The sequence below is a fragment of the Xanthomonas sp. D-109 genome (genome assembly GCF_017746095.1).
GTDB lineage: Bacteria > Pseudomonadota > Gammaproteobacteria > Xanthomonadales > Xanthomonadaceae > Xanthomonas_A > Xanthomonas_A sacchari.
This window is the reverse complement of the sequence record NZ_JAGHWV010000001.1, coordinates 682,460-698,193: the sequence shown is the minus strand read 5'-3', so window position 1 is coordinate 698,193 and position 15,734 is coordinate 682,460. Positions and strand designations below refer to the sequence as shown.

Here is a 15,734-nt window from a genome sequence, read left to right as displayed (position 1 = left end):
GCTCCGTCACGGCTCAGCCACCGCCGCCCGCGCCGGCGTGGATGCCGCCTTCGGTCAATGCAGCCGGATCCAGCAGCCGGCGCAGTTCGTCCTCTCCCAGGCCGCTGTCTTCCTTCGCCACCTCCAGCACCGGCCGGTTCTCCTTGTAGGCGCGCTTGGCGATCGCCGCGGCCTTCTCGTAGCCGATGATCGGGTTCAACGCGGTGACCAGGATCGGGTTGCGGTCCAGCGCCTCGCGCACCCGCTCCTCGCGCACCTTGAGCCCGGCGATCGCCGAATCGGCCAGCAGCACCGACACGTTGCCCAGCAACTGGATCGACTCCAGCAAATTGGCGGCGATCAGCGGCAGGGTCACGTTCAACTGGAAGTTGCCGGTCTGCCCGGCCACGGTGATCGCGGTGTGGTGGCCGATGACCTGCGCGCAGGCCATCACCGTGGCCTCGGGAATCACCGGATTGACCTTGCCCGGCATGATCGAGCTGCCCGGCTGCAATGCCGGCAATTCGATCTCGCCGAGGCCGGCCAGCGGCCCGGCATTCATCCAGCGCAGGTCGTTGGCGATCTTGATCAGCGCCACCGCCAGCGCATTGAGTTGGCCGGACAGTTCCACCGCATCGTCCTGCGCGGCCAGGCCCTCGAACTTGTTCTCGGCGCTCTCGAAAGTGTGGTCGGTCAGTGCCGACAGCGCCTTGGCGACCTTGCCGCCGAAGCGCGGATCGGCGTTGATGCCGGTGCCGATCGCAGTGCCGCCCAGCGGCAGCCGGCGCAGGCGCTTGAGGCTGTCGTCGATACGCGCCTGCGCCGATACCAGTTGCGCCGACCAGGCGCCGAACTCCTGGCCGAAGGTCAGCGGCATCGCGTCCATCAGGTGGGTGCGCCCGGTCTTGACCACGCCCTGCAACTGCTTGGCGCGCTTGTCGATGGTCTTGCGCAGGTGCTTCAGCGCGGGCAGCAGGTGCTCGCGCGCAGCGAGCAGCGCGGCGACGCGGATCGCGGTCGGCACCACGTCGTTGGAACTCTGGCCGAGGTTGACGTGGTCGTTGGGATGCACCGTCGGCAGCGCCTTGCTGCCGTGCTTGCCCTCGCCCTTGGCGCTGCGGTTGGCCAGCGTGGCGATGACCTCGTTGGCGTTCATGTTCGACGAGGTGCCCGAACCGGTCTGGTAGATGTCGATCGGGAAGTGCGCGTCGTGGCGGCCGTCGGCCACCTCCAACGCCGCGGCCTGGATCGCCTTGGCGACGGCCTTCGGCAGTAGGTCCAGGTCGGCGTTGACCCCGGCCGCGGCGGCCTTGATCAGGCCCAGCGCACGGATGAAGCCGCGCGGCATCGGGCGCCCGGACACCGGAAAGTTCTGCACCGCACGCTGGGTCTGCGCACCCCACAAGGCCTCTGCAGGCACCTGCAGTTCGCCCATGCTGTCGTGTTCGACCCTGAATGTGTCACTCATCGCGCAATCTCCGCATCTGCAAAAGGGAATCCATCGGCGCCGTCGTCGGACGTCCGGGGAGGCAGGCTGGCGGGAATTGCGGCTGGCGCACGCATTATCCGCGGCGCAGCGCCCGGCGTCAGCAGTGTGCGCCGGCGGATGTTAGGAATGTCTGGAGGCGTGCCAGGCGCGCGCGGTGATCGGCGGATGCAGGCAGTCGACGCGATGCCTGTCGACGGTGCGCAGTGGCCGGCCGAAGCCCCGGCAAGACGCCACGGCACGCGCGGCGGCCATGGCGACCGCCGCGGCAGGACCGGCGGCATTGCGCCGCCGGCCAGGACCCTTACTGCTGGCGATTGCTCTGGAACACCAGGTCGTTGTAGCTCTTCATCAGGCGTGCCGGCGAGCCTTCCGGCGCGACGATCGGGTTGTCCAGCGAGCGCTGCTCGAACGCGCTGTACGGAACCTTGTCCGCTATCCGCTTGATCCGTGCCTTGGATTCCTTGCGGAAGTTCTCGGCGGCGGTCTCGAAACCGCTCCAGTCGGACTTGCCCGGCTCCTGGTTGGCCACCTTGGCGTGCGCCTCGTCGGACAGGCGGTTGAAGTCGGCCACCAGCGCGGTGGCCTTGGCGGTGTCGAAGTCGTCGTCCTGCATCAGCCCGACGATGTCCTTGGCCTCGAGCATCATCGACATCCGATAGAAATCGCGGGTACGGCCCTCGGCCTTCTCCATCGCCTTCAACTGCTCGCGCTGCGCGGCGTCGTTCTGCGCCTCCAGTTCGTGGCTGAAGGCGTCGCTGGCCTCGTGGAATTCGGACAGCGCGGCCATCAGCGGCGCATGCAGTTGCTTGCCCTTGGCGAACTGATCGTCCTGGTAGTCCTCGCGGTCGTAGTAGTCGCGGGCCTGGTTGGCCAGCGGCTGCAGCGTCTTCAACGCGGCCAGATAGCGCTTGGCCGCCGCATCCAGCGCCGGCAACGCCGGCTTGGCCGCGATCGCCTCGGTCATCGGCGCGTCGCACTGCTTCATGGCGTACTCGTCGATCGGGGCGGGCCCGTACACGCTGGTTTCCTTGCCGGTGGGGCCGGCCTTGGGATCGGCCATCCAGCGCACGTACTGCTGCGCACCTTCGTGGATGCGCCCATCGACCTTGTTGAAGCATTCGATGTAGGCGTTGAGCTTGCGGGTCAGCGCCTGGTCCGCTTCGTCGGCGGCGGCGTCTGCGGGAGCATGGCTGGCATCGGCGTCGGTCGGCGTGGCCGAGGGCTTGCCGCTACAGGCGGTGAGGAAAACGGACACAGCGGCGGCCAGCGCCGCAAGACGCAAAGAAGATGTCATGGGGGAACGTTGATGTTGAAAACGGTTACAGAAAGTTTAGCAAACGAAAAGATCGTCGCGGCGTGATGGCTGGAGGGCCGGGATGATCAGCCATTCGGCTGCTGAAAGGCCGGGGAGTCGGGATTGGGATTCGCAACAGCGGTTGCGTGTCCTTCCACGGTATTTGTTGGCGACGCTTTGCCTGTGACGGAGTGCGCGAGACGGCGCGCGTCGGCGGCAGCCACGCAGCGCATCGGCTAGACTGCGACGACGTATTACCGACGGAACTCTCACGCCGCCATGGGCGACGATTCAGACTGTAGATGCCGGCGCATGCTGCGCCGGGCCACCCTCCCCGCCATTTCCATCCTGCCTGCCTGGCGCTCTGACGCCCCAGCGACGCGCGCCGGGGAACGCACATGATCGGCAACCTGCTGCTGTTGGCGCTGGCGATGCTGCTGGTGCTGCTCAACGGCTTCTTCGTCGCCGCCGAGTTCGCCCTGGTCAAGCTGCGCCACACCCAGGCCGTGGGCCTGGCCGAACACCACGGCTGGCGCGGCCGCCTGCTGCTCAACGTGCACGGCCACCTCGACGCCTACCTGTCGGCCTGCCAGCTCGGCATCACCCTGTCCTCGCTGGGCCTGGGCTGGGTCGGCGAACCGGCCTTCGCGCACCTGCTGCAGCCGTTGTTCGACCTGCTGGGGCTGAGCGAAGAGGCCGCGCGCCTGAGCGCCTTCGTCATCGCCTTCAGCGTCATCTCGTTCCTGCACATCGTGCTCGGCGAACTCGCGCCCAAGTCGATGGCGATCCGCCGCCCGGAGCGCATGTCGCTGTGGACCGCGGCGCCGCTGTACCTGTTCTACTGGGCGATGTATCCGGCGATCTGGCTGCTCAACACCAGCGCCAACGGCTTGCTGAAGGCCGTGGGCTGGGGCGAGGTCGAGCATGCCTCGCACCGCTACTCGCGCGAGGAACTGAAGCTGATCGTCGGCCGCCAGCACCCCGCCGGCGGTGCGCCCGACCACGAACTGACCCTGATGAGCCACGCGTTGGAGCTGCCGGAACTGGTGGCGGGCGACCTGATGCGCGCACGCGACCACCTGCGCGCGCTGCGCGAGGGCATGCCGCTGGAGGCGGTGATGGCCGAGTTCGCCGACAGCCGCTACAGCCGCTATCCGTGGTTCGATCGCGACGGCGAGCAGGTGCTGGGCATCCTGCACATGAAGGACCTGCTGGTGGAGATCGCCCGCGGCCGCCCCAGCGCCGACCTGCGCCCGCTGCTGCGCCCGGCCAACCTGATCGCCCTGGAGACGCCGGTGCCGCTGGTGCTGGAGCGTTTCCGCACCGGCGCCACGCACATGGCGCTGTGCGTGGACGAGCACGGCCGCATCCTCGGCTATTTCACCCTGGAAGACCTGCTGGAAGTGGTGGTCGGCGACATCGAGGACGAGCACCCGCACGTGGTCAAGGACGCGCCGACCCGCGGCGCCGACGGCAGCGTGCTGGTGGCCGGCTCGACCTCGATCTTCCGCCTCGAACGCCTGCTCGGCCGCGACCTGCGCGCGCCGGAGCACCTCAACTCGGTCGGCGGGCTGATCGTGCACCAGTTGCAGCGCCTGCCCGAGGAAGGCGAGCGGCTGGAGATCGACGGGCACCTGTTCACGGTCAAGCGCATGGCCGGTCACCGCATCCAGGCGGTGACCGTGCGGCTGGCACAGGCCGCCGAGGCCGCGCCGACGTAGAATGGCGCCCCCGCCGACACCACCCCACGCCCCCGCCATGTCCGATTCCGCCCTGCTCGCCCTGTCCCCGCTCGATGGCCGCTACGCCGGCAAGGTCGACGCCCTGCGGCCGATCTTCTCCGAATACGGCCTGATCAAGGCGCGGGTGAAGGTGGAGATCGAATGGCTGCTGGCGCTGGGCGCCGAGCCGGGCATCGGCGAGCTGGCCGCGTTCTCGCCGGCGGCGGCGCAGCGCCTGCGCGCCCTGGCCGAGGGCTTCGGCGTGGAGCACGCGGCGCGGGTCAAGCAGATCGAGCGCACCACCAACCACGACGTCAAGGCGGTGGAGTACTTCATCAAGGAGCAGCTCAAGGACGATGCCGAACTCGGCCCGGCCCTGGAGTTCGTGCATTTCGCCTGCACCAGCGAGGACATCAACAATCTCAGCTACGGGCTGATGCTGGAGCAGGCCCGGCGCGAGGTGCTGCTGCCGACCCTGGACGCGGTGATCGCGACGCTGCGCGCCCTGGCCCATGCGCAGGCCGCACAGCCGATGCTCTCGCGCACCCACGGCCAGACCGCCTCGCCGACCACCCTGGGCAAGGAGATCGCCAACGTCGTCGCGCGCCTCGAGCGCCAGCGCCGGCAGATCGCCGCGGTCGAGCTGACCGGCAAGATCAACGGCGCGGTCGGCAACTACAACGCCCACGTCGCCAGCTACCCCGACGTCGACTGGCCGGGCTTCGCGCAGCGCTTCGTGGAAAGCCTGGGCCTGGTGTTCAACCCCTACACCACCCAGATCGAGCCGCACGACAACGTCGCCGAACTGGGCGACGCCACCCGCCGCGCCAACACCGTGCTGGTCGACCTGGCGCGCGACATCTGGGGCTACATTTCGCTGGGCTACTTCAAGCAGAAGCTCAAGGAAGGCGAAGTCGGCTCCTCGACCATGCCGCACAAGGTCAACCCGATCGACTTCGAGAACGCCGAAGGCAACTTCGGCATCGCCAACGCCCTGTTCGAGCACTTCTCGGCCAAGCTGCCGATCAGCCGCTGGCAGCGCGACCTCACCGACTCCACCGTGCTGCGCGCGCTCGGTACCGCCTTCGGCCACACCCAGGTGGCGCTGGACTCGCTGGCCAAGGGCCTGGGCAAGCTGACCGTGAACCCCGAGCGCCTGGACGCCGACCTGGACGCGGCCTGGGAAGTGCTGGCCGAAGCCGTGCAGACGGTGATGCGCCGCCACGGCCTGCCCAACCCCTACGAGCAGCTCAAGGCGCTGACCCGCGGCCAGGGCATCACCGCCGACTCGATGCGCGCCTTCGTCGAGACCCTGGACCTGCCCGAGGACGCCAAGCAGCGCCTGCGCGAGCTGACACCGGGCGGCTACGTCGGCCTGGCCGAGCGGCTGGCGCGCAGCATCTGAGCTAGTCCCGTCCATCCTGGGTTAATCGGCCAGGGGCATGCTGGTGGCTCACAGCAGAGCCCCGCGATGAAACGCACCCCGTTGTTTGTGTTGCCGCTGCTGGCCCTGGCCGGCTGCGCGCAGGCGCCACGCCCGCCGGCCGGCGATGGCGCGCACACCGCCGCCCCGCGCACCGTGGTCATGCAGGCCGCGCCGCCGATCGCGGCGGCGCCGTCGGCCGGCGACATTGCCGATGGCGACGAGCGCGACGCCGAGACGCAGATCCGCATGGCCGCCTCGGCCAGCGGCGACATCGATTGCGACGGCCGCGACCTGAACATCGTCGGCCGCGACGCCACCCTGGTGCTGCACGGGCACTGCGCCACCGTCAGCCTGTTCGGCCGCAACGGCAACCTGCAGATCGAACGGGCCGACACCCTGCGCGTGCTCGGCGACAACGCGCAGGTGACGGTGCGCGGCGACGCCGGCCAGGTCGCGCTGTTCGGCCGCCACGGCCGCCTGCAGATGGCGCGCATCGCCACGCTGGAGGTGTCGGGCGACCAGAACCAGTTGCAGGCCAGCGCGATCGGCGCCATCGCCCTGCAGGGCAACGACAACGCCATCGTCCAGCGCAGCGGCACGGCCCAGGTCGACGACAGCGGCCGCGACAACCGTATCCTCGACCAGTAACGCCCAGCGCCTCGCCCGCTGCGACGCGGCCGCCACGCGCCGCGGACGTCCGAACCGCCGGCGGCGCGCCCGCTGCATGCCCACACGCGCCAGAACCCGATCGCCGGATCGCCACCGCCTTGGCCGAAGGCGATCCGCCAAGCCCACCGCGATGGCCCCACGGGCCAAACCGGCGGACAATGGCCGGGTCCGGCCGGCGCCGCCGCGCGCCCGCCCTTTCCTTCCGCGTTGCAAGGACCCCACCGCACATGGCTGCCCGCAAGACCGCCGCTCCCGCTTTCGAACTCCACGCCCGCCCCGGGCAACCGCTGGGCATGCCCGCCGCGACCTTCCTGCGCGACTACTGGCACAAGCGCCCGCTGCTGATCCGCAACGCCTTCCCCAACTTCGTTTCGCCGATCGAGCCCGGCGACCTGGCCGGCCTGGCCTGCGAAGAGGCGGCGCTGTCGCGGCTGGTCGAGCACGACCGCGCCAACGACCGCTGGCGGGTGCGCAGCGGCCCGTTCCAGGAGCACGAGTTCCCCGGCATGCCCGACCACGACTGGACCCTGCTGGTGCAGGACGTGGACAAGTGGGACCCGGACATCCGCGCCCTGCTCGAGCAGTTCCGCTTCCTGCCGCGCTGGCGGGTGGACGACGTGATGGTCAGCTTCGCCGCGCGCGGCGGCTCGGTCGGCGCGCACGTGGACCATTACGACGTGTTCCTGCTGCAGGCCCACGGCCACCGCCGCTGGCAGATCGACGCCAGCGCCGCGCTGGGCCGCCCGGCGCCGCCGACCGACTTCCGCGACGACGTGGAACTGAAGCTGCTGCGCCAGTTCGAGCCGACCCACGACTGGGTGCTGGGACCGGGCGACATGCTGTACCTGCCGCCGCTGGTGCCGCACCACGGCGTCGCCGAAGACGCCTGCCTGACCTTCTCGGTGGGCATGCGTGCGCCGTCCTCGGCCGAGCTGATCGCCGATTACCTGGACACGCTGATCGACGGCGCCGACGAGGCATTGCGCTACCACGACGAAGACCTGCAGGCGCCGGCCGATCCCTACGAGATCGATGCGGCGGCGATGGGCCGGGTGGTCGAGGCGCTGAACGCGCTGCGCATGAACGACCCGGACACGCTGGGCGCCTGGTTCGGCCGCTTCATCACCACCTACCGCGCCGCCGGCGAGATCCTGCCGCCGGCCGGGCTGCCGCCGGCGGCGGAGATCGCTGCGGCGCTGGAACAGGGCCTGGTCCTGCAGCGGCATCCCTGGGCGCGGCCGGCGTGGCGGCGCGCCAGCCGCGGCGCCATGCTGTTCTGCAGCGGCCTGGAGTTCGCGCTGCCGGTCAATGACGCCAAGCGCCTGGCCGCGGCCGAACACATCGACGGCAGCGACTACACGGCGCTGTCGGCAGCCGGCAGGCAGACCCTGCTGGAACTGATCGAAGGCGGCTTCTACCAGCCGCTGGAGGCCGAGGACGGCACCGACGAGGACGCCGACGCGGCCTGATCCGACCATGCCCGGCCCCGGTTTCCGCATCGCTGCGCTGGATCCCGTCCACGACGGCGCCGAACTGCGCGCGCTGCGTGCCGCGGCCGGCACCGTCGCGGACCCGGCCGACCCCACACGTGGAGCGCAGGACGCGCTGGGCGAGCACCTGGTCGCGCGCAGCGACGACGGCCAGATGGTCGGTGCGGCGCGGCTCGGCGCAGACCGGCGGATCGCCGCGCTGAGCGTGTTGCCGGACTGGCGTGGGCGCGGGGTCGGCAGCGCGCTGCTGCGCGGCCTGATCGCGCAGGCGCAGCAGCGGGGCTGGCCGCAGCTGGAGCTGCATGCGCCCGCCGCGACACTGGCATTCCATGCCCGCCACGGCTTCCTGCCGCCGCCGGGCGGCGTGGCCGCCTCCGCGGAGACCGTGCCGCTGCGCCGCCGCTTCGACGGCGCGGTGGCGGTGGAGGACGCGGCGATGGCGATCGCCGCCAGCATCGCGGTGCTGGCGCAGGCCCGGCGGCAGGTGCTGATCCACAGCCGCACGCTGGATCCCGGCCTGCTCGACGATGCCCGCGTGGTGGAACAGCTGCGGCGCTTCGCGGTCGCCGCGCATGCCAAGCAGGTGCGTGTGTTGCTGCACGACGCGGCCGCGCCGCAGCGCGGGGGCGCCCCCTTGCTGGCGCTGGCACAGCGCTTGCCCAGCGTGTTCCAGTTCCGCGAAGTCAGCGATCCGGTGGACCGCAGCGACGCCACCGCCTACCTGGTCGACGACGGCGGCGGCTACTACTTCCGTGGACTCGGTCACCGTTACGACGGCGAGACCGACCTGCTCGGTGGCGGCCGCGCACGCCAGTTGCGCGCCACCTTCGACCGGGTCTGGGAGCGCGCCCGGCCCTGCAGCGAACTGCGCGCACTGGGCTGGTGAGGCCGCCGCGACCACGCCGCCGCAACTGCCACGGATGAACCGGGATCGGCCTTGACCACGCCGAATGCACACCCCGGCTGGTTCATGGGGGTATAATTTTTGCGCTTGATTACGCCCGCGCGGCCCTCGCGTCCGCCGGTTCCTGCCGCAAGCCACCCCAAACAAAGCGACCGCACCCCACCATCGTGGACAATCTACTCAAGCAGTTTGCGCAGTCATCGCAACTCGCCGGCGGCAATGCCGCCTATATCGAAGACCTGTACGAACAGTATCTGGTCTCTCCCGACAGCATCGATCCCAAGTGGAAAACCTACTTCGACGGCTTCCAGGGCCGCGATGCCGGTGACGTTCCCCACTCTGCGGTCATCGCCCACATCGCCAGCGCCGCGCGCCAGGCCGCCAACAGCGGCACCGGCCCGAGCGGCGACGAGCGCGAGCGCCATGTCGGCCGCCTGATCACCGCCTACCGTTCGCGCGGCCACCTCGGCGCGCGCCTGGATCCGCTGGGCCTGACCCCGCCGGTGAACCCGCCGGACCTGGGCCTGCCGTTCCACAGCCTGTCGGAAAGCGATCTGGGCAGCGAGTTCAGCACCGGCGGCCTCGGCGGCCAGCCGCGGATGAAACTGCGCGACCTGCTGGCGCGGCTGAAGGCGACCTACACCGGGTCGGTCGGCAGCGAGTTCATGCACATCTCCGAGTTCGAACAGCGCCAGTGGATCTACCAGCGCCTGGAGAACGCGGGCGGCAACATCGCCGGCGACGCCGCCAGCCGCCGCCGCACCCTGGAGCGGATCACCGCCGCCGAGGGCCTGGAGCGCTACCTGCACACCAAGTACGTCGGCCAGAAGCGCTTCTCGCTGGAAGGCGGCGACTCGCTGATCCCGATGATGGACGTGCTGGTGCAGCGCGCCGGCAACGACGCGGTCAAGGACATCGTGGTCGGCATGGCCCACCGCGGCCGCCTCAACGTGCTGGTCAACACCCTGGGCAAGAACCCGCGCAAGCTGTTCGACGAGTTCGAAGGCAAGTTCGAGCACGCCCACGACGACCGCGCCCACACCGGCGACGTGAAGTACCACATGGGCTTCTCCGCCGACGTGGCGGTGGCCGACGGCAAGTCGGTGCACCTGGCGCTGGCGTTCAACCCCTCGCACCTGGAAATCGTCGACCCCGTGGTGGTCGGCAGCGTGCGTTCGCGCCAGGAGCGCTACGGCGACGCCGCGCGCAAGTCGGTGCTGCCGGTGATCATCCACGGCGACGCCGCGTTCGCCGGCCAGGGCGTGGTCATGGAGCTGTTCCAGATGTCGCAGGCGCGCGGCTTCGCGGTCGGCGGCACCGTGCACATCGTGGTCAACAACCAGATCGGCTTCACCACCAGCGCCCGCGACGACGCCCGTTCCACGCTGTACTGCACCGACGTGGCCAAGATGATCGGCGCGCCTGTGTTCCATGTGAACGGCGACGATCCGGACGCGGTGGCGTTCGTGGCCAACCTGGCCTACGACTTCCGCCAGCAGTTCAACAAGGACGTGGTCATCGACCTGGTCTGCTACCGCCGCTGGGGCCACAACGAGGCCGACGAGCCGGCGGCCACCCAGCCGGTGATGTACCAGACCATCCGCAAGCACAAGACCACCCGCGAGCTGTACGCCGCCCAGCTGGAAAGCGAAGGCGTGCTGCAGGCCGGCGAGGCGCAGGCACTGGTCGACGGCTACCGCAACAAGCTCGACTCGGGCGAGTACACCACCGAGCTGGCGACCCGCAAGCCCGACGAATTCGCCATCGACTGGTCCAAGTACCTGTCGGGCAAGCTCTCGGACAAGGTCGACACCACGGTCAAGCGCAAGACCCTGGACCAGCTGGCCAAGATCATCACCACCATCCCGGGCGGCGTCGAGCTGCACCCGCGCGTGGCCAAGATCTACGAGGACCGCGTGAAGATGGCCGCCGGCGAACTGCCGGGCGACTGGGGCTTCGCCGAGAACCTGGCCTACGCCACCCTGCTGGGCGAAGGCCACAAGCTGCGCCTGGTCGGCCAGGACGCGGGCCGCGGCACGTTCTTCCACCGCCACGCGATCCTGCACGACCAGAAGACCGACAGCTACTACCTGCCGCTGCGGCAGTTGGTGGAGAACCCGGAAGACGCCACCGTGATCGACTCGCTGCTCAGCGAGGAGGCGGTGATGGGCTTCGAGTACGGCTACTCCACCACCGATCCCAACGCGCTGTGCATCTGGGAAGCGCAGTTCGGCGACTTCGCCAACGGCGCGCAGGTGGTGATCGACCAGTTCATCGCCGCCGGCGAAGCCAAGTGGGGCCGCATCTCCGGCCTGTCGCTGTTCCTGCCGCACGGCTACGAAGGCCAGGGCCCGGAGCACAGTTCCGCACGCCTGGAGCGCTTCCTGCAGCTGTGCGCGCTGGAGAACATGCTGGTCTGCGTGCCGACCACTCCGGCTCAGGCGTTCCACATGATCCGCCGGCAGATGCGCATGTCCACGCGCAAGCCGCTGGTGGTGATGACGCCCAAGTCGCTACTGCGCCACAAGCTGGCGGTGTCGACGCTGGAGGAACTGGCCGATGGCGAGTTCCAGCACCTGATCCCGGACGCCAAGGCCGACCCGAAGAAGGTCAAGCGCGTGGTCGCGTGCTCGGGCAAGGTCTACTACGACCTGCTCGAGGACCAGACCAAGCGCGGCCAGGACGACGTCGCCATCCTGCGCGTGGAGCAGCTGTATCCGTTCCCGCGCGAGCTGCTGTCGGCCGAACTGAAGCGCTACGGCAATGCCACCGACCTGGTCTGGTGCCAGGAAGAGCCGCAGAACCAGGGCGCCTGGTACCAGATCAAGCACCACCTGCAGGCCTGCCTGGCCGACGGACAGAGCCTGCACTACGCCGGCCGCGCCCGCTCGCCGTCTCCCGCCGCCGGCCACTTCGCCGAGCACGTGGAAGAGCAACTGAAGCTGGTCGCCGATGCGCTGTTGAATCCGTTCAACGACCAAGTCGCTGAATAAACACCCTTTCACACTTCAAAAAAGACACCACTAGGACGCCCCCTGCAATGGCCACCGAAGTCAAAGTTCCGGTACTGCCCGAATCCGTATCCGATGCCACCATCGCCAGCTGGCACAAGAAGGCCGGCGAGGCGGTCAAGCGCGACGAGAACCTGGTGGACCTGGAGACCGACAAGGTCGTGCTGGAAGTGCCCTCGCCCGTCGATGGCGTGCTGAAGGAGATCAAGTTCGAGACCGGCGCCACCGTGACCAGCTCGCAGATCCTGGCGATCATCGAGGAAGGCGCGACCGCCGCTGCGGCGCCGGCCGAGGCCAAGGTCGCCGAGGCCCCGAAGGCCGAAGCGCCCAAGGCCGCCGCCGCGGAAGCGCCGAAGGCCGCCAAGGCCGACGCACCGAAGGCCGCCGGTGATGTGTCCAGCCTGCCGCCGGGCGCGCGCTTCAGCGCCATCACCGAAGGCGTGGATCCGTCGCAGGTCGAAGGCACCGGCCGCCGCGGCGCTGTGACCAAGGAAGACATCCTCAACTACGCCAAGAACGGCGGCGCCGGCAAGGCCAGCGGTGCGCGTCCGGAAGAGCGCGTGCCGATGACCCGCGTGCGCAAGCGCATCGCCGAGCGTCTGATGCAGTCGAAGAACTCGACCGCGATGCTGACCACCTTCAACGAGGTCAACCTGGCCAAGGTCTCGGCGGCGCGCAAGGAACTGCAGGACGAGTTCCAGAAGGCCCACGGCATCAAGCTCGGCTTCATGAGCTTCTTCGTCAAGGCCGCGGCCAACGCGCTGCAGCGTTTCCCGCTGGTCAACGCCTCGATCGACGGCGACGACATCATCTATCACGGCTACAGCGACATCTCCATCGCCGTGTCCACCGACAAGGGCCTGGTCACGCCGGTGCTGCGCAACGTCGAGCGGCAGTCCTTCGCCGACATCGAGCAGGGCATCGCCGACTACGCCAAGAAGGCACGCGACGGCAAGCTGAGCCTGGAAGAACTGCAGGGCGGCACCTTCACCGTGACCAACGGCGGCACCTTCGGCTCGCTGCTGTCGACCCCGATCATCAACCCGCCGCAGAGCGCGATCCTGGGCATGCACGCGATCAAGGAGCGTCCGATCGCCGAGAACGGCCAGGTCGTGATCGCGCCGATGATGTACCTGGCGCTGTCCTACGACCACCGCATCATCGACGGCAAGGACTCGGTGCAGTTCCTGGTCGACATCAAGAACCAGCTGGAAAACCCGGGCCGGATGCTGTTCGGTCTGTAAGAGCCGGGAATCGGGAATGGAGAGTGGGGAATGGGACAAGCGCCCATTTTCCTGCCCTGTTCCCGCCTGGACCTGGATGGGAGGCGGCAGGCGCCTGCGCTTTTGCGATTCCCCATTCCCTATTCCCCATTCCCGTGTGAGCGAATGAAATGAGCGAACAATACGACGTCGTCGTCATCGGTGCCGGTCCCGCCGGCTATCACGCGGCCATCCGCGCCGCCCAGCTGGGCCTGAAGACCGCGTGCATCGACGCGGCGCTGGGCAAGGACGGCAAGCCGGCGCTGGGCGGCACCTGCCTGCGCGTGGGCTGCATCCCGTCCAAGGCGTTGCTGGATTCCTCGCGCCAGTTCTGGAACATGGGCCACCTGTTCGGCGAGCACGGCATCAGCTTCAAGGACGCCAAGATCGACGTCGCGGCGATGGTCGGGCGCAAGGACAAGATCGTCAAGCAGTTCACCGGCGGCATCGCCATGCTGTTCAAGGCGAACAAGATCACGCCGTACTACGGCTTCGGCGAACTGCAGCCGGGCAACGTGGTCAAGGTGAAGCAGCACGACGGCAGCGAAGTCGAGCTGAAGGGCACCAACGTGATCCTGGCCGCGGGCTCGGATTCGATCGAGCTGCCGTTCGCCAAGTTCGACGGCGAGACCATCGTCGACAACGTCGGCGCGCTGGATTTCACCGAAGTGCCCAAGCGCCTGGCGGTGATCGGCGCCGGCGTGATCGGCCTGGAACTGGGCAGCGTGTGGAAGCGCCTGGGCGCCGAGGTCACCATCCTCGAGGCGCTGCCGGACTTCCTGGCCCTGGCCGATGCCGAAGTGGCCAAGACCGCGCTGAAGGAATTCAAGAAGCAGGGCCTGGACATCAAGCTCGGCGCCAAGGTCTCCAAGACCGAAGTCACCGGCAAGGGCAAGAAGCAGGAAGTGGTCGTCACCTATAGCGACGGCGAAGGCGAGAAGACCCTCAACGTGGACAAGCTGCTGGTGGCCGTCGGCCGTCGCGCCGCCACCAAGGGCCTGCTGGCCGATGGCACCGGCGTCAAGGTCAACGAGCGCGGCCAGATCGAGGTCGATGCGCACTGCCACACCGGCGTCGACGGCGTGTGGGCGATCGGCGACTGCGTGCGCGGGCCGATGCTGGCGCACAAGGGCTTCGAGGAAGGCATCGCGGTTGCCGAACTGATCGCCGGCCTGCCCGGCCACGTCAACTTCGACACCATCCCGTGGGTCATCTACACCGAGCCGGAAATCGCCTGGGTCGGCAAGACCGAGCAGCAGCTCAAGGCCGAAGGCGTGCCGTACAAGGCCGGCAGCTTCCCGTTCGCGGCGATCGGCCGTGCAGTGGCGATGGGCGAGCCGGCGGGCTTCGTCAAGGTCATCGCCCATGCCGAGACCGACCGCGTGCTGGGCATGCACCTCGTCGGCGTCGGCGTCTCCGAACTGGTCCACGAAGGCGTGCTGACCATGGAGTTCAACGGCTCGGCCGACGACCTGGCGCGCATCTGCCACGCCCACCCCACCCTGTCCGAAGCGATCCACGACGCGGCCATGGCGGTGAGCAAGCGGGCGATTCATAAGGCCAATTGAGGCCGGGAAACGGGAATGGAGAATCGGGAATGGGCAAAGCGCATTCCGGGCACTCCATTCCCATCGCATAGCGCCGGACCCAGGTCCGGCGTTATGCGTTTCGGCTTTTGATTTTCCCATTCCCTAATCTCGATTCCCCATTCCCGATGAAAAGCATCTGCGTCTACTGCGGCTCCAACGCCGGCAACAAGCCGGCCTACGTCGAGCGCGCAACCGAATTGGGCACCCGCATCGCCGAGCAGGGGCTGCGCCTGGTCTATGGCGGCGGCAATGTCGGTCTGATGGGCACCGTGGCCAATGCGGTGCTCGCCGCCGGCGGCGAGGTCACCGGCGTGATTCCCAAGCAACTGGCCGACTGGGAAGTGGCGCACCGCGGCCTCACCGAACTGGAGATCGTCGGTTCGATGCACGAGCGCAAGTCGCGCATGTTCGATCTGTCCGATGCCTTCGTCGCCCTGCCCGGCGGCTTCGGCACCATGGAGGAAATCTTCGAGATGCTGACCTGGCGCCAGCTCGGCATCGGCAACAAGCCCTGCGCCTTCCTCGACGTGGAAGGGTTCTACGCGCCGCTGATCGGCATGATCGATCGCATGGTCGAAGAGCGCTTCCTGCACCCGGACCAGCGCGCCGACCTGTGGTACGGCAGCGACATCGACACGATGCTGGGCTGGATGCGGGAGTACACGCCGGCGCAGGCTTCTAAGTGGATCGACGAGAAGCGACGCAACGCGTTGCGCTGAGACTCCGAGAGCAGCAACGTCATGACGCATGGCGACGCGTCATCCATCTCAGCGCCCGATTGTTCCCGCGGCGCGGATCGACGAAAAGCGGCGCAGCGCGTTGCGCCAAGGGAATCGGATCCACTGCAAGCGCTTGGGGCGTGGCAGCCCGTTAGGTCACCGACGTGTCCTGTAGGAGCGG

At 68.6% G+C, this 15,734-nt stretch carries 11 protein-coding genes; 9 read left to right on the top strand and 2 right to left on the bottom strand.

The window, feature by feature from the left end; genetic code table 11:
- Nucleotides 1–13: 13 nt before the first annotated feature.
- Nucleotides 14–1,447: a class II fumarate hydratase gene (locus tag J7357_RS02930; protein WP_209244770.1), complete on the bottom strand. Its 1,434-nt coding sequence runs from the start codon at nt 1,445–1,447 to the stop codon at nt 14–16.
- A 322-nt stretch (nt 1,448–1,769) separates the two neighbouring features.
- Nucleotides 1,770–2,762: a YiiG family protein gene (locus J7357_RS02925; RefSeq protein ID WP_209244769.1), complete on the bottom strand. Its 993-nt coding sequence runs from the start codon at nt 2,760–2,762 to the stop codon at nt 1,770–1,772.
- Between the two features lie 398 nt (nt 2,763–3,160).
- Here J7357_RS02925 and J7357_RS02920 point away from each other — a divergent pair, with 398 nt between their 5' ends.
- From J7357_RS02920 to J7357_RS02880, 9 genes are all read left to right on the top strand, one after another.
- Nucleotides 3,161–4,483, top strand: coding sequence for a hemolysin family protein (locus J7357_RS02920; RefSeq protein WP_209244768.1), 1,323 nt, complete (start codon nt 3,161–3,163; stop codon nt 4,481–4,483).
- A 37-nt stretch (nt 4,484–4,520) separates the two neighbouring features.
- The gene (gene purB, locus J7357_RS02915) at nt 4,521–5,888 is read left to right on the top strand and encodes an adenylosuccinate lyase (protein WP_209244767.1); all 1,368 of its coding nucleotides are present in this window, start codon (nt 4,521–4,523) and stop codon (nt 5,886–5,888) included.
- Nucleotides 5,889–5,954: 66 nt separating this feature from the next.
- Nucleotides 5,955–6,557, top strand: a complete 603-nt coding sequence (locus tag J7357_RS02910; protein ID WP_209244766.1) for a DUF3060 domain-containing protein — start codon at nt 5,955–5,957, stop codon at nt 6,555–6,557.
- A 248-nt stretch (nt 6,558–6,805) separates the two neighbouring features.
- Complete coding sequence (locus tag J7357_RS02905) at nt 6,806–8,047, top strand: cupin domain-containing protein (RefSeq protein WP_209244765.1); 1,242 nt, start codon at nt 6,806–6,808, stop codon at nt 8,045–8,047.
- A gap of 7 nt (nt 8,048–8,054) precedes the next feature.
- Complete coding sequence (locus tag J7357_RS02900) at nt 8,055–8,954, top strand: GNAT family N-acetyltransferase (RefSeq protein WP_209244764.1); 900 nt, start codon at nt 8,055–8,057, stop codon at nt 8,952–8,954.
- A gap of 185 nt (nt 8,955–9,139) precedes the next feature.
- Nucleotides 9,140–11,965 (top strand): 2-oxoglutarate dehydrogenase E1 component, encoded by a 2,826-nt coding sequence (locus tag J7357_RS02895; RefSeq protein ID WP_209244763.1) that lies wholly within the window; start codon nt 9,140–9,142, stop codon nt 11,963–11,965.
- Between the two features lie 47 nt (nt 11,966–12,012).
- Nucleotides 12,013–13,227 carry a dihydrolipoyllysine-residue succinyltransferase gene (sucB, locus tag J7357_RS02890; RefSeq protein WP_017909176.1) on the top strand — a complete coding sequence of 405 codons (1,215 nt, stop codon included), beginning with the start codon at nt 12,013–12,015 and terminating at the stop codon, nt 13,225–13,227.
- Between the two features lie 149 nt (nt 13,228–13,376).
- Nucleotides 13,377–14,813, top strand: coding sequence for a dihydrolipoyl dehydrogenase (lpdA, locus tag J7357_RS02885; RefSeq protein WP_209244762.1), 1,437 nt, complete (start codon nt 13,377–13,379; stop codon nt 14,811–14,813).
- A gap of 146 nt (nt 14,814–14,959) precedes the next feature.
- Entirely contained in the window at nt 14,960–15,553 is a 594-nt protein-coding gene (locus J7357_RS02880) for a TIGR00730 family Rossman fold protein (protein WP_017909178.1), read from the top strand.
- Nucleotides 15,554–15,734: the final 181 nt, after the last annotated feature.

Coding starts and splice junctions, on each gene's coding strand:
- J7357_RS02930 (WP_209244770.1), bottom strand. CDS start 1,447: ATGAGTGACACATTCAGGGTCGAACACGACAGCATGGGCGAACTGCAG.
- J7357_RS02925 (WP_209244769.1), bottom strand. CDS start 2,762: ATGACATCTTCTTTGCGTCTTGCGGCGCTGGCCGCCGCTGTGTCCGTT.
- J7357_RS02920 (WP_209244768.1), top strand. CDS start 3,161: ATGATCGGCAACCTGCTGCTGTTGGCGCTGGCGATGCTGCTGGTGCTG.
- purB (WP_209244767.1), top strand. CDS start 4,521: ATGTCCGATTCCGCCCTGCTCGCCCTGTCCCCGCTCGATGGCCGCTAC.
- J7357_RS02910 (WP_209244766.1), top strand. CDS start 5,955: ATGAAACGCACCCCGTTGTTTGTGTTGCCGCTGCTGGCCCTGGCCGGC.
- J7357_RS02905 (WP_209244765.1), top strand. CDS start 6,806: ATGGCTGCCCGCAAGACCGCCGCTCCCGCTTTCGAACTCCACGCCCGC.
- J7357_RS02900 (WP_209244764.1), top strand. CDS start 8,055: ATGCCCGGCCCCGGTTTCCGCATCGCTGCGCTGGATCCCGTCCACGAC.
- sucB (WP_017909176.1), top strand. CDS start 12,013: ATGGCCACCGAAGTCAAAGTTCCGGTACTGCCCGAATCCGTATCCGAT.
- lpdA (WP_209244762.1), top strand. CDS start 13,377: ATGAGCGAACAATACGACGTCGTCGTCATCGGTGCCGGTCCCGCCGGC.
- J7357_RS02880 (WP_017909178.1), top strand. CDS start 14,960: ATGAAAAGCATCTGCGTCTACTGCGGCTCCAACGCCGGCAACAAGCCG.